This window comes from Zhongshania sp. (genome assembly GCF_041584495.1).
Taxonomy (GTDB): Bacteria; Pseudomonadota; Gammaproteobacteria; order Pseudomonadales; family Spongiibacteraceae; genus Spongiibacter.
In genome coordinates this window covers 1-14,158 of the sequence record NZ_JBFHDY010000095.1, presented here as the reverse complement: position 1 = coordinate 14,158, position 14,158 = coordinate 1, and the positions used below count along the sequence as shown (strand labels likewise).

The window sequence follows — 14,158 nt, the reverse complement described above, 5'->3', positions numbered from 1 at the left end:
CCGTTTTGATCAACTGGGGCTGATCTCGTTAGTGGATCAGTATCGTCGTCTCATGAGTACAATATGAACCGCCGTATACGGAACCGTATGTACGGTGGTGTGGGAGGACGGCGGAAGTGATTCCGCCTCCTACCCGATCTCTCTGATGGCGGTATTTATCCTCGCGTCAATTTGTTGTTATGGGTATTACCGTATACAGTCATACTAAGTGGCGGCTTATGATGGGTCATAACTATATTCCGCATAAGGGGCTAGCTGGTGGAGTCAGAGTTGTTCAAGTGGCAATCGTCCTGGTGCGGTGACAGCGGTCTGTCAGATGCCGCCCTTATGATCTATTTTGCCGCCCCAACGGTGAGTCGTGACCATGATGTTTCTGAACTGCTACGTAAACGCTACCCGCAGGCCCGTCAAATAGGCTGCTCAAGTGGTGGTGAAGTTTACGATACAGGGGTATTGGATGACCGTATTTCTGGGGTGGCGCTGCGCTTCGAGCGGGCGGGGTTCGATATTGCCAGCGCGAATGTATGTTTTGATGAAGATCATAATACGGGCGTCGAGCTTGCTAGCCAGTTACTACGCGATAACCTGAAATGGGTGTTTGTGCTGCCCGACGGCCTCAAGGTCAATGGTAGCGAGCTGGTGCGTGGTTTGGCCGGGGGGCGCCCTGGCTTTGGCGAAAGCTATGTGGGTTTAGATGGTTTGCCACGCGCTTTACAGGCCCTGGCTCTAGGGGTTTACGGCAGCGGTAGCACGGGGGGCTGGCAAGTGTTTGGCCCGCCGCGCCGAATTACTCGCTCTGAAGGAAATATACTCTACGAGTTAGATGGCGCTCCTGCGCTGAATTTATACAAGCATTACCTTGGCGCCGAGGCGGCAAATTTACTGAGGAGTGCGCTGTTACACCCTTTGGCCATTTGGGCGCCAAGCCAGGATAAGCAAGACGTTGTGCGAAGCATTAGCGGCGTAGACGAGGCGAGTAAGAGCCTGATTTTTACCGGCGGTGTGCCAGAGGGTTGCAGCGCCAAGTTAATGAGCGCTAGCTTTGCGCAGCTCGCTCGGGGTGCAGCGCTGTGGGCAGAACAGGCACAGGTAAGCAAGGATCACCAAGAAAGCCTTGCGATACTGGTCAGCTGTGGTAGCCGCAAATTACTCATGGGGCAAATGGTTGCCGACGAGGTTGAGACAGTGAAAGATGTTCTGCCGTCGGAGGCCAATATCACGGGTTTTTACTCTTATGGCGAAATTGCCCCTCAGGGCTTTACTGGTAATTGCCAGCTGCATAATCAAACTATGACGATTACCACTATTAGGGAAGGCTAGGTCGCGATGTCTAGGCACCGTTTGTTACAGCGTCAATTGCGCACCGCAAGTATTGGGGACGCAGTCGATATTGATAAGCTGCTAGCGCTAGTGGGGGCGGCGTATGCCGATTATGATTCGGTGGTGGATCAAAGTAAGCGCTCACCAACTTTGATGTCGGACGAATTGGGCGCGACAAATGAGGCCCTACTGGCCGAACCCGTGAGGCTTAGGGCGTTTTATGAGTACGCGGTAGACAGTGCAGATTTAGGTTTGTGGGAATGGCAGATACCAACGGGCGTTATTGATTGTAATGCAGGGTTCAAAGCAATTATTGCCTATCCTGATAACTGCGGGTTTAGTGTGGCGGAGTTTATGTTGGCGAATATTCTCGAGGAGGACTTTAAATCTCTTGAAAAACGCATGTTCAGTCATATTCGCGCGGACGATAGTCTTTTTGAAACACGAGTAAATATTCGCAAGCCCAGTGGTGAGGCGAGTTGGGTGCTAATGCGTGGTAAGGTCATTGAGCGCGACGAAAACGCTGCGCCGCTGCGTATGGCGGGCACGCTGGCCGATCTTAATGACCAAGTGGCCTACGAATTGGCATTAGAGAAACTAAGCCGCTTATCGGGGCAAGTTGATTTAAGTTTAGAGCAAAAGTGTCAGCAATTATTGGCCCTGCTGAATACTATTATCGGCACCGATTTTGGTCGTATTAACGCCCTTGCAGGGGAGATGATCAAAGTTTTGTTTACCGCTGGAACCGCCTCGAAAATGCTGCCGGGTACCTTGAGTAAATTCGACAACACCCTCTGTTCTGCGTGCGTGGAATCGGCGAATCGCGTGCGCTTGATCCCTGACTTGAGTAAAGCTGGGCTTGCAGACCACCCTGCCCGTAAGTATATGGGGATAGAGAGTTATATTGGCGCGGCCATTTACGTGCACGGCGAGTTATTTGGCACGGTTTGTCATACCTCTTCATCTGTGTCGCGGTTCACCGATATTCATAAAAACCTTATGCAGTTGGCGGCGCATTGGCTGGGAGGCGAGATTGAGCGGGACCAAAATCAGCAATCACTCAGTGATGCCCACGCCGAATCAGTGAGTGCCAATTTAGCTAAGTCTGAGTTTTTGGCCACCATGAGCCATGAAATTCGCACCCCCTTAAACGGTATTATGAGTTTGGTGGAAATTCTGCGGGAGTCGCCCGCCGACGATTTGCAGCGCGAGCGTCTCGACACCATGCGGCGTTCGTCGCAGGCCTTGTTGTCGGTTATCAGTGATATCCTCGACTTCTCCAGAATTGAGGCGGGCAAGCTGGAGCTTGACTGCAAGGTGTTTGATTTAAACACCTGTATCCGTGACATCGTCGACACTTTTCAGGCTCTTGCTGACGAAAAAGGCGTGGAGCTTACGGCCTATTGCGACAGTCATGTGCCAGGCCATGTGAATGGTGACGAAGGCCGTTTAAAACAAATCCTCAACAATTTGCTGAGTAACGCGCTGAAATTTACTGGCGAGGGCTTTGTGACCTTGTCCTTGCATTGCGACAGCGGCCAGAGTGGGCCAATTCGCTTTGTGGTGCAGGACTCCGGTGTTGGTATGAGTCCTGAGCATATTGCAAAAGTGTTTGAGAAATTCACCCAAGCCGACAGTACGACTACGCGACGCTACGGCGGTAGTGGTTTAGGCTTAACGATTAGTCGCCAATTGGCGGAATTAATGGGCGGCAGTATCAGTGTAAAAAGTGAGCTGAACCGAGGCTCGGAATTTACTGCGCTACTGCCCCTGCCGTGGGCCGATGTAAGCGAGCATCGCGCGCTGGTGCCAGTGACAGAAACGGTGTCGACAATAGATTTTGAGGTCAGGGTTTTGCTGGTGGAAGACAACCAGGTGAACCAGTACGTTATCAATACCATGCTAGAGAGCGTCGGTTGCACTACGCATATCGCCGCCAATGGCATAGAAGCCTTGGCGTGTTTAAAAGAGCAGCAATTCGACCTAGTGTTTATGGATATGCAAATGCCCGAAATGGATGGCATTGTGGCGACTGAGTATATCCGTCTCAATCCGGCGCTGGCAAATTTGCCCATTATTGCCATGACTGCAAATGCCCTGGCGAGTGATCGTGAGCGTTGTCTCGTGGCGGGTATGAACGATTATTTATTGAAACCTTTTAGAAAGGATCAGCTAGTTGAAATGCTCGGTAAATATGCGCACTAGAGATTGCGTCTGACCCGTGTCAGCTTCGCGGGAACGCCCGCGCCCGGCATGCCTTTGTAGACGTCACATAACTAATAGTGGATATAGGCTGAAAGGCAGTCCGGTGCAAAAACCTTTATAGCAGTTTGTCGTGAATATAGGTGGATATTCAGTTGATTAAGGCGATAATTGCATTGGAGAGTGAACTTTAATTGCAAGGGTTTTAGGCTAGAAATTCCGGTAAGGTGCCCGCAGAGCTTGTCTTCTATGCGCTCGGCAGACACTGGCGAAAGAGTGCGGGAAGCGCCCTGAGCAACATTTACTCAAACACGAAGGTTTGGTTGACGATGAAAAAATTTGGTTTGATTTGGGTATTTGGTGTCTGTGCGGCACATGGACAAGTACACGCACTGGATATTCAAGACTTTGTTGCGGATGCAATTAGCGCGCATCCGCTTGTGTTAGAGCAGCTCCACGTTTTCCGTCAAACTACACAGGATCAGACGATTGCAAACAGTGGCTGGCGGCCGAGCATTGATTTATACGCAACTGGTGGGCGGGTTGAAAGCGAATCACCGACGGTGCTTAGCTCGCCAGTGGCGCAAGACAACAACTATTCAAGTGGCCAAGCTGAGTTGTCAATTACACAAAACTTGTTTAATGGTTTTGATACGGTCAATTTTTCTGAGCAAGCTGATGCGCGAATGCGCGCAGCATTATTCCAGCTCTATGACACTGCCGATAATGTCGCGCTAGACGCGGTTAAGGCTTATCTCGAGGTAATGAAGCAGCAGCGTTTGCTCGAGCTTGCTCAAGAAAACCTCCGCTCTCATGAAGAGACCTTAAGTAAAATTACCCGACGCAGCCAATCTGGCGCTGGTCGCCGCTCCCAGCTTGAACAAACTGAGGGACGCGTTGCGCGTGCCCGCGCAGGCTTGATTGCGCAGCGCAACAATTTAGAAGATGCCTTAACTCAAGCACATCACCTTTTGGGCCGCTATATTCAGCCAGTAGACCTAGTTGAGCCGGGCTTGCCCGCACACCCTGAGCTGAACCTCAACGGAATGACTGACCTAGCACTTGTTCAGCATCCGGCGATGGCAGTGGCTACCTCCAATATCGCTGCCGCTTTGTTCGATGAGAAGCGCGCCAAAAGCAAGTATTACCCCAAGCTCAATCTTCGTTTGGCCCAGCAGGTGGGACAGGATTTAAATGGTATTCGTGGCGATACCGAAGAGGCCAGTGTGGCGCTTACGCTTGAGTATAACTTTTACAATGGCGGTGCAGACCGAGCGGAACAGAAGAAAAAAATAAGTGTAGTGCATGAGCATCAACAGTATGCGGTGCGCGTTCGTCGCCAAATCATCAACACGTTAAGGCTTGCCTGGATGGGTGATCAGTCTTTACAGGAACAGCTGGGTTATCTGCGTGAGCATGTTATTCAGTCTCAGAAGACCATGGTTTCTTATCAGGAAGAGTTTTTTATCGGTCAGCGTGATCTGATTAACTTGCTCGACGCTAAAAATGAGCTAAATAGTGCACAAAATGCCTATATTAGCGCCTATTTTGATTCGTTTGCGGCACGCTTCCGCATTTTAGAAGGCACCGGGCGGCTGTTTGAGGGGCTAGGGCTAAAGCCTTCTATTGACGAGAATAATTTCCTTGTTGCCCGTCTTGTCGCTAAAGGCCGAGACCGCTTGCCTCTTAAAGATAATGTGGATGCCGATACGGAAACGGATCAGAGCGATCACTGTGACAATAGTCTTAGCAGTGCCAGTGTTAATGAGTATGGTTGTGCTGCTGCGCAGGTCAAGCTCGCTAGTGGCTCTCTTGCACAAGTCGGCAATAATCCTCCGCAGGCGGTAAATGACACTGTGGCAGTCAACGCGGGTGATATTGTGGAGATTAGCCATGCGTCGTTGCTGGCAAATGATAGCGATAGCGATGGCGATCAGCTGCGTATCAACACGTTTTCCCAGCCAACGTTCGGACAGTTGGCGGCGCGTGCGGCGAATAGTTTTGTATATCGGCCTAATGAAGGCTTTCTTGGTAGAGATACCTTTACCTATGTTATCGACGATGGCCAAGCCACTGCGGTGGCAAGGGTAACTCTGGTGGTCGGTGAGCAGGCTGAGGTTGATTTTACGTCTGTCTATTATGTGAACTTTGAGTTTGACCGCGCGTCGTTGACAGCCGCGTCGCAAGTGTTAGCAAAGCGCATTATTAATGCATTGCTGGCTAGTCCTGAAGTCCTCGTCGAGGTGTCGACCTACACCGATAGTTTTGGCTCTAGTGCATATAATCGGCGTTTGTCAGAGCGGCGCGCGGAGGTGACGAAGCAATTATTGATGGAATCAGGTATATCTGCTGATCGTATATACACCGCCGGTCGCGGCGAAGAGGAGCCTTTAGCAGATAACGCTACCGATAATGGCCGTGCGATTAATCGCCGAGGTGAATTTCGCTTTGTTGTGAGGTAGGGCTCTCTGTAGCGTGCGGGATTATTGCCTAGAATGTACTACGCTTATAAGCAGGTTCCGTGTTTTTTTGTGCTTCTGTGATGGCCTGTAATGCGTGACGGCATGCTCTTTGTTGATACTTGCAGAGTGGTAAATGGAGGAATTGATCCGGTTAGCGTTTATTGAGGCCTAAGTTGGTGGCACTTTCGAAGAAACACATAGGTACTCGCTATTGCGTTTGGCACATGCTTTTTCTGCTTGTTGTTAGTATACCTTTGCTGGCTGACTCGATTGTTAATCAACATCATTTGGATGCGCTGCAACGCCGATACGGTGATGCTGCCTATCAGCGCGGGCTTGATTTACAGATGATTCTGTTTGCAATTGCTGATTTGAGTGAGCGTGAAAAGCTTGAGAGAGTTAATAACTATTTTAATCAGTTTGAATACGTGAGCGATGTAGAAAATTGGCAGCAACGTGATTACTGGGCGACACCAGAAGAGTTTATGGGGCGGATGCGGGGTGATTGTGAAGATTACGTGATTGCGAAATATTTCGCCTTACGTGAGGTGGGCGTGGCGGAAAGCAAGCTGTTTTTAACGTATGTTCAAGCAACTGAACTCAATGTTGCCCATATGGTGCTCACGTATTTCGAAAGCCCCGAGAGTATCCCTCTTGTTTTAGATAATTATAATCCGCATTTATTGTCCGCTTCCGAACGAGCAGATTTGGTGCCTGTTTATAGTTTTAATGCACGCTCGTTCTTTTTGACTGATTCAAGTGCTGGTCTAGGCACAAAAGTGCCAACAAGCAAAGTTAAGAATAGTAAGTGGACGCAATTGTTAGAAACTCTTCGGGATGGTGGGAAATGACCTTGTTCAGGCAAATTGCCGTTCTGGTATCCATTGGCTTTGTGTTGCTGTTGGCTATTATAAGTATAGACAGCTTGCGGCAGTCGACGAATCTGCTGCGGGAGCAGCTAGAGTCCACAGTCCAGGATGCCGCGACGGTGCTGGCGATCTCAATGTCGACTACCCAAAATAGTGAGGATGCGGCAGCGGTAGAGACTTTATTTAATGCGGTATTCGACAGCGGTTATTACAGTGATATTCGCTTGGTGGCAACGGATGGAAAGCTAATCTTCGAAAAACGTCGGCCACTAACAACGAGTGGCGTTCCCGAGTGGTTTGTCGATACGGTGCGGCTTAACTCCACAATTGGACGGGCGATGGTGATGAAGGGTTGGGTGCCTGTTGCCGAACTGGAGATTACACTTCATCCGGGTTTTGCTTATGCCGGTTTATATGAGCGATTAGTGTCTACCACACAGTGGTTTGTGTTGGTGTTTGTTGTCGTTTTAATGACATTGTGGCTAATTTTACACTATCTGCTTAAGCCTTTAAATGCGGTGTATATCCAAGCAAATGATATTCAGGCCAATCGCTTTACCCAGCAGAAACGCTTACCTCAAACACGGGAATTACGCCGAGTTGTGCAGGCGATGAACCGCTTGTCGAGTAATGTTGAGAAAATTTTTAATGAGCAAGAGCGGGCTGTAGCTCGTTATCAAAGTTTGCTCTACCGCGATGAGCTAACTGGGCTGCGAAATCGTCGGTTTTTGATGACCGAACTGAATGCTAAGTTCGCAGACATTGTTGGTTTTCACAGCGTGATGGCAATGATAAAGCTTAATGGGCTAGAGACGTTGCGGGAAGATTTTGGGTATCAACGCGCTGATGAAATTGTGCAGCTTTTTGCCGTTTGTTTAAAAGATAGCTTTGCGGAGTATCCTCACTATAAGTACGCACGGATTAGTGATGACGAGTTTGCCTTAATTATGCCGACGGAACGAGAATTGGCGATTACATTAATAAGCCAATTATTTGAACGTTTTCAAGCTCGCGGTTCCTTCAATCAAGATGTGGTCTCATTAAACGCTGGCGTTGCTGAATTAAGTAGAGCTGATGGTGTCACTGAGTTGCTGTCAGAGTTAGATTTGTCCTTGAGCCAAGCCCAATCCCTAGGTGCTTACCAGTTATGTTTCCCCGGCGAGCAGAAATTGTCTTTACCTCAAGGAAAGCTGCAGTGGCGGACGTGGTTTCAGCATGCGCTGTCCTCTAATCAATTCTACTTAGTATCGCAATGGGTTTATGACAAAAGCGGTGCGGTAATGCATCGAGAAATATTTGTTCGTATTGATGATGAGGACGGGCGGCCAATTCCCGCGGCTGTCTTTATGCCTATGGCGTTGTCGCTAGGTTTCGGTCTGGAGATTTATCGGAAAGTGAATGAGTTATTGCCAGCAGTGACAGCGGGAAAATACATTGTACCCTTTGCCGTAAATTTTTCTGATTTGTTTATCAGTGGCGCCCATGCATTTGAAGAGCTAAATCAAATGCTCGCACTGTTTCAAAAGTCGCCAGGCACACTGTGTGTTGAGGTGAGCCATGAAGCGGTTAGGAGTCACCCCGAGCGGTGTCAGCAGCTTGCTGATACGGTTAAAAAATACGGCCATAGTTTTGGTGTTGATCATTTGGATTTGCATATTTCAATGCATACTCTGCAAGTGATTAACCCTGAGTATGTAAAAATTTCTGCACGACTACTTGATGATCTCGGTGCAGAAAATGATGCCAGTGCGTATCAAGCGTTGCGCAATGTGGTGCGCACCTTAGACATTGAACTGATCGCCGTAGGCGTTGATGAAAAGGCACTTTGCGATCGCTTATTACGCATGGGCGTTGATGGTGTGCAGGGCAATTATCTGGGGAAACCAGAGAGAATTATATGACAGACATAGAGCATGTTTATGACCCTTTACTAAGTTGTTTAGTGGTTTTTTCTAAACTTTATAATCGACCGGTAACGGTTGATGCGCTGATCTCTGGCTTGCCGGTTGCCCCGGGTGCTCGGGGTCCTGAAATGTTTTCTATCAAGCGATCTAAGGGGATGTTTCAGCGGGTGGCGGCGCGCGCCGGCTTTGCGTCAAGATTAATTAAGCGAGATCTAGAAGAAATTTCAGGCCTGTTGCTGCCATGCATTCTTGTATTGAAAAATCGCGATGCTGTGATTTTAGAGAAGATCGACCGTAAGACTGGCCAAGCGCGAGTTATTTTCCCCGAGGTATCTGGGGGCGCGGAATGGATAGATTTCGCTAAGCTTAACGAATCTTACGCAGGTTTTGCTTTTTTGCTCAAGCTTGAATTCAAGCAAGAGTCGGCCAGTAAGAAAACGTTAAACCTTCGTAAAGGTCATTGGTTCTGGGACACCCTTAAGTTGTCAAAAGAAGCCTTTGTTAGTGTGATTGTGGCATCGATTCTAATCAATTTTTTTGTGGTCGCCACGCCGTTGTTTACCATGAATGTGTACGATCGCGTCGTGCCAAACGACGCGATCGAAACTCTTTGGGTATTGGCGATCGGGGTTTTGCTGATCTATGCCTTTGATATGGCCTTGCGATTTTTGCGAACGTATTTTCTTGAGGTTTCGGGTAAAAAAAGCGATGTCATCATGTCGTCCATTATCTATGAACAGGTGATGAACCTCAAGATGTCAGAGTGGCCGCGCAGCGTTGGTGCCTTTGCTAATAATTTGCGTGAATTTGAAAGTATTCGTAGTTTTTTTACTTCTTCAACCATCAGTGCCTTAGTTGATTTACCGTTTTCGATTTTGCTACTTATTTTAGTTGCTTACATCGGTGGCCCGCTGGTCGTGGTGCCTATTGTGGCCATGATTTTATTGCTTCTCTATAGTTTTGCGATTATGAAACCATTGCGAGAGAGTATTGAATCAACCTTTGCGGCATCAGCAAACAAGAATGCGCATTTAATTGAGAGCTTGCATTCGATTCAAACGATTAAATCTTTGGGCGTTGCTAGCCATTCGCAATGGGTGTGGGAGGAGTCATCCGGCGCAATTGCGAATAAGTCGATGCGCAGCCGTATACTCTCAAGCTCAATTGCAGTGATCTCGCAGTTTCTAATGCAGCTAAACACGGTCTGTATCATTATTTTTGGTGTTTATCAGATTAGTGATCAGGCCTTATCGCTCGGCGGCTTAATTGCGGTGTCAATGTTGGCATCGCGTGCCGTGGCGCCAGTGGGTCAGGTAGCAACGTTGATTTCGCAGTATCAGCAAACTCGCACTGCATTTGATTCTTTAGATGGCATTATGAATATGCCTGTGGAGCGGCCCGAGACTAAGCAATACGTGCGTCGTCCAAGCTTTGACGGGCATATTGAATTTAAAAAGGTATCGTTCAGCTACCCTGAGGCGCAACAAGCGTCTTTGACTGATATCTCCTTTGAAATTACCCCCGGCGAGCACGTGGGCATTATAGGGAAGGTTGGTTCAGGTAAGAGCAGTTTGGCTAAATTGCTCATTGGCTTGTATGAGCCTACTGCGGGCTCTATTTCGGTAGATGATATTAATAGTAAGCAAATTGATCCTGCTGATCTCCGGCAGCATATCGGTTATCTTTCTCAAGAGGTTGGCCTGATGCGAGGTACGATTCGCGATAACCTCGTTTATCGCGACCCGCAAATTCGCGATGACCGGCTACTCGATGTGGCCGCTTTGTGTGGGGTTGATCAATTTGTTAATCAGTTACCATCAGGGTACGACACCCAAGTCGGTGAGCAAGGCGCGTGTTTGTCTGGCGGTCAGCGTCAGGCTATCGCCTTGGGGCGGGCTTTGCTGCGTAATGAATCTATTGTGGTTTTGGATGAGCCAACCAGTAATATGGATAATTCGACCGAATTTAGGATTAAGCGAAAACTATTTGATTACACACGGGACAAAACCTTAATCGTCATTACTCATAAGACATCTATGCTAGATTTGGTTGAGCGACTGATTGTAGTCGAGAATGGTCGTATTTTACTTGACGGTCCAAAGCAGCAAGTCGTTGAGAAACTTAAGCAACTTGGGAAGTAAGCTGGCCTGATGAAAACAGAATTAAAAATTCATAAGGAGCTGGATGACGCAGATTTGGCTTATATGCGTAGCCTGTCCGCTGCGGTGGTGCAGCGGTCTCCGCGTTATTTGATTACCGTGCTTATGATGTTGGCTGGGCTATTCTTGACGATGGTGGTTTGGATGGCCTTTGCGCAGATTGATGTGGTCGTGCGCGGTTCCGGTAAGGTGATACCGGCGGGGCAGGTGCAGCAGGTTCAGAGCTTGGAAGGCGGCGTGGTTGCAGAGATATTAGTCAGAGAGGGGGACTTGGTTGAGCCGAACCAGTCTTTGCTTAAGCTCAGTGATGTGGCCTTTTCAAGTTCATTTGAAGAAAATCAGCTGAAGTATTATGAGTTGCAGGCGCGAAGTATTCGCCTTCGTGCGGAAGCATATGATGAAGATTTCCTTGTTTCGTCAGAAGCTGCAAAAACGATACCAGAGCTGGTGCGTTCTGAACGTAGTTTATACGACAGCAATCAGCAGCAGTTGTTGGACACTCTGAGTATTTATCGTCAGCAGTTGTCTCAACAAGAGAGTGGGCTGGAAGAAGGCTACGCGAAGCAGCGGCAGTTACGTCGATCTTTAAAGCTAGTGCGCGAAGAAATAAAAATAAAGCGGCCCTTGGTGGAAGAACGCATTATCAGCGAAATTGATTTTCTGCAACTTCGCCAGCGAGAAGCTGAAATTGAGGGTGAGTTGGAGACGGTAACGATCACAATACCTCGCTTGCTGTCGTCTATTGAGGAGGCACGGCGGAAATTAAGTCAAATTGAACACGATTTTCGTAATGAAGCTAAACGTGAACTGAATGAAGTGCTTGCGGAAATGTCGCGCTTTGAACAAACCCAGACAGCATTAGGTGATCGGGTTAGCCGCACAACGCTGCGTTCGCCGGTACGCGGGGTGGTGAAACGGCTATATGCTAACTCCATTGGTGGGGTAGTTAAGGCGGGTGATAATGTGTTGGAGATTGTGCCTCTAGGGGATGAACCTTTGGTTGAGGCGCGGATTAAACCCGCTGACATTGCGTTAATTCAGATCGGCCAACCTACACGGTTGAAGTTTTCTGCCTATGATTTTGCGATAAGCGGTAGCTTGGCTGGCAAAGTTATTTATGTCAGTGCAGATACCACAACAACTGATGAAGGTGAAAGCTTCTATATTGTTCGAGTGCTGCCAGAGCATTCCTATCTTGGTTCGGATGGTGAGCGTCTGCCTGTTAAAGTGGGTATGACCACCGAAGCTGACATAGTGACGGGCAAAAAGACGGTGCTTGAATACTTGTTAAAACCCATAAATCGCGGACTGCAGAAAGCGATGACCGAGAATTAAATGACGATATATGTTTGCTCTAAGTCGTCAACGTTTTTTAAGCACGTTGATAATGCCTTGTCTGAATGTGGTGTTTGCCAGCTTTCAACGATGACATTGCTGCCCGCTAGCGAGCCTGGTGATGTTTGCATTGTGCACCTCGCTTCATTTTCTGATAAAGAAATTCATACTTTTGTGCGCTCTGATTTTTTGGCGCCAGCGGTAGTCGCGTTAGCGGATGACGTGCCATCGCTCGTTAATTTATTGACCGCCAGCGAGCGAGGTGCAAAGGCTTACTTCAATAGCTATATGGCACCACAACACTACGTGCAGCTTATACGGCTACTGGAGGCCGGCGGAAGTTGGTTTCCGCCAGCCTTACTCCGCGAGGTGTTTGCACTCGCTAAGGCGGGAGATGCTCAGTTGCGCGATTCAGCGGTTGAATTGGAAAAACTGACCGTTCGTGAGCGTGAGCTGGCTGAATTTGTCGCTGAGGGGCGTTCAAATAAAGAAATTGCGTTGGCGTGTAATATATCTGAGCGCACGGTGAAATCTCACCTCACCAGTATCTATGAAAAACTTGATGTAAAAGACCGCAAAGGCTTAATGGCCTTGCTGAGTTATCGTCCGGCCTCTGCCTAAATTTTCCGCTACTCTTACTCTTTATTCGGCTGTTTCGGCTTGTTTGTTCTATATAAGTTGGCAACATCGTACTTAGGTACCATGCGCCCGACCTGTCACCTTGCTAGGATTGAGAGATCTAAAGAGAGGTTTACACAATGGCTGCCAAGCAAATAGGGTTTATCGCTGAAATCGTCGGTTCTGCAACCGTTCGCAGTGCCGACGGAATAGTTCGCGTTGCGAATGTTGGAGATAGCCTTCATGAAGGTGATTTGCTAACAACGGGACTTAATTCTACCGTTTCGGTGACATTCTATAACGGCAGTCAGCTTGACGTTGAGGCCAACGCCAAAATTCTTTTCGATGAAACCTCGGCCTATAACGGCGTGGGCTATGAGGATGTCGACGTAGATAAAATTGCTGCCTTACAGCAGGCAATTCTGGGCGGCCTTGATTTATCTGAATTAGACCCGACGGCAGCGGGTATTAGGGGCTCAGGGTTTAGCGATGGACTTGCAGCTTCGTCTGAATTTTCTCGCGAAGGGCGAGAAGGGGCAGTTGATACCAGATTGACGCCTATTATTGGCAGTGACGACACAGACGAGCTTGATTTTGATTCGCTGAGCGGGCCGCGTTATGGCTCACAGCCGGACCAAGCTAAAACTAAAATAAGTATTAGCCTTGATGAAGTTGCGCTGGACGGCGTGGTTAACTCAGTTGAATTGGCTAGTGCGCTTGTTATTAGTGGTTCTATTTCAGGTGAACTCGCGGCGGGCAGCCGTATCACTATTACTATTGGTGGCAAGGATTATGACGCGACCATCAGTGCTGACGGCACTCGCTTTAGCGTCACGGTTCCCGCTGCGGATGTGAGTCTACTCACCGGTGGTACTGTAACGGCAACGCTTATTGGCAGCGATGATGCCGGTAATAGTGTGGCACGGGATACCAGCCTTCCATTTACGGTAGATACGAGCAGTACAGCGTCTATCACCGTCGATAATATCACCGCCGATGACATCGTTAACGCTGTGGAAGCTGGCGGCACGGTCAATGTGACCGGTACGGTTGGCGGTGACGCCGCCATTGGCGACACGGTTAGCTTTACTATCAATGGCACTGATTACAGCGGCACCGTGCAAGCCGGTAATACCTTTAGTATTGCGGTGGCGGGAGCTGATTTGGCTGCCGATACCTCTTTTGACGCGACGGTTGCTGGTACAGATAACGCGGGCAATCCGTTTACTGCAACGACGACATCCATCTATACGGTGGATACCACCGCAGCGGCGTCTATTACTGTCGAT

The 14,158-nt window shown here is 48.7% G+C and carries 9 protein-coding genes; all 9 read left to right on the top strand.

What is annotated here, in order from left to right:
• Positions 1–270: 270 nt before the first annotated feature.
• Complete coding sequence (locus tag ABYP33_RS13880) at positions 271–1,320, top strand: FIST signal transduction protein (RefSeq protein ID WP_373091694.1); 1,050 nt, start codon at positions 271–273, stop codon at positions 1,318–1,320.
• A 6-nt stretch (positions 1,321–1,326) separates the two neighbouring features.
• Positions 1,327–3,525 (top strand): ATP-binding protein, encoded by a 2,199-nt coding sequence (locus tag ABYP33_RS13875; protein ID WP_373091693.1) that lies wholly within the window; start codon positions 1,327–1,329, stop codon positions 3,523–3,525.
• A gap of 326 nt (positions 3,526–3,851) precedes the next feature.
• Complete coding sequence (locus tag ABYP33_RS13870) at positions 3,852–5,984, top strand: TolC family outer membrane protein (RefSeq protein ID WP_373091691.1); 2,133 nt, start codon at positions 3,852–3,854, stop codon at positions 5,982–5,984.
• A 224-nt stretch (positions 5,985–6,208) separates the two neighbouring features.
• Positions 6,209–6,835 carry a transglutaminase-like cysteine peptidase gene (locus ABYP33_RS13865; protein WP_373091690.1) on the top strand — a complete coding sequence of 209 codons (627 nt, stop codon included), beginning with the start codon at positions 6,209–6,211 and terminating at the stop codon, positions 6,833–6,835.
• Entirely contained in the window at positions 6,832–8,754 is a 1,923-nt protein-coding gene (locus ABYP33_RS13860; protein ID WP_373091689.1) for a LapD/MoxY N-terminal periplasmic domain-containing protein, read from the top strand. Before ABYP33_RS13865 ends, ABYP33_RS13860 begins: the two co-directional genes overlap by 4 nt.
• Complete coding sequence (locus ABYP33_RS13855) at positions 8,751–10,898, top strand: type I secretion system permease/ATPase (protein WP_373091688.1); 2,148 nt, start codon at positions 8,751–8,753, stop codon at positions 10,896–10,898. Before ABYP33_RS13860 ends, ABYP33_RS13855 begins: the two co-directional genes overlap by 4 nt.
• A gap of 9 nt (positions 10,899–10,907) precedes the next feature.
• Positions 10,908–12,251, top strand: coding sequence for an HlyD family type I secretion periplasmic adaptor subunit (locus ABYP33_RS13850; RefSeq protein WP_373091687.1), 1,344 nt, complete (start codon positions 10,908–10,910; stop codon positions 12,249–12,251).
• Positions 12,252–12,872, top strand: coding sequence for a LuxR C-terminal-related transcriptional regulator (locus ABYP33_RS13845; RefSeq protein ID WP_373091686.1), 621 nt, complete (start codon positions 12,252–12,254; stop codon positions 12,870–12,872).
• A 137-nt stretch (positions 12,873–13,009) separates the two neighbouring features.
• Positions 13,010–14,158, top strand: a 1,149-nt coding sequence (locus ABYP33_RS13840; RefSeq protein ID WP_373091685.1) for a retention module-containing protein, incomplete at its 3' end; no start/stop codon positions are given.

Coding starts and splice junctions, on each gene's coding strand:
- ABYP33_RS13875 (WP_373091693.1), top strand. CDS start 1,327: ATGTCTAGGCACCGTTTGTTACAGCGTCAATTGCGCACCGCAAGTATT.
- ABYP33_RS13870 (WP_373091691.1), top strand. CDS start 3,852: ATGAAAAAATTTGGTTTGATTTGGGTATTTGGTGTCTGTGCGGCACAT.
- ABYP33_RS13865 (WP_373091690.1), top strand. CDS start 6,209: ATGCTTTTTCTGCTTGTTGTTAGTATACCTTTGCTGGCTGACTCGATT.
- ABYP33_RS13860 (WP_373091689.1), top strand. CDS start 6,832: ATGACCTTGTTCAGGCAAATTGCCGTTCTGGTATCCATTGGCTTTGTG.
- ABYP33_RS13855 (WP_373091688.1), top strand. CDS start 8,751: ATGACAGACATAGAGCATGTTTATGACCCTTTACTAAGTTGTTTAGTG.
- ABYP33_RS13850 (WP_373091687.1), top strand. CDS start 10,908: ATGAAAACAGAATTAAAAATTCATAAGGAGCTGGATGACGCAGATTTG.
- ABYP33_RS13845 (WP_373091686.1), top strand. CDS start 12,252: ATGACGATATATGTTTGCTCTAAGTCGTCAACGTTTTTTAAGCACGTT.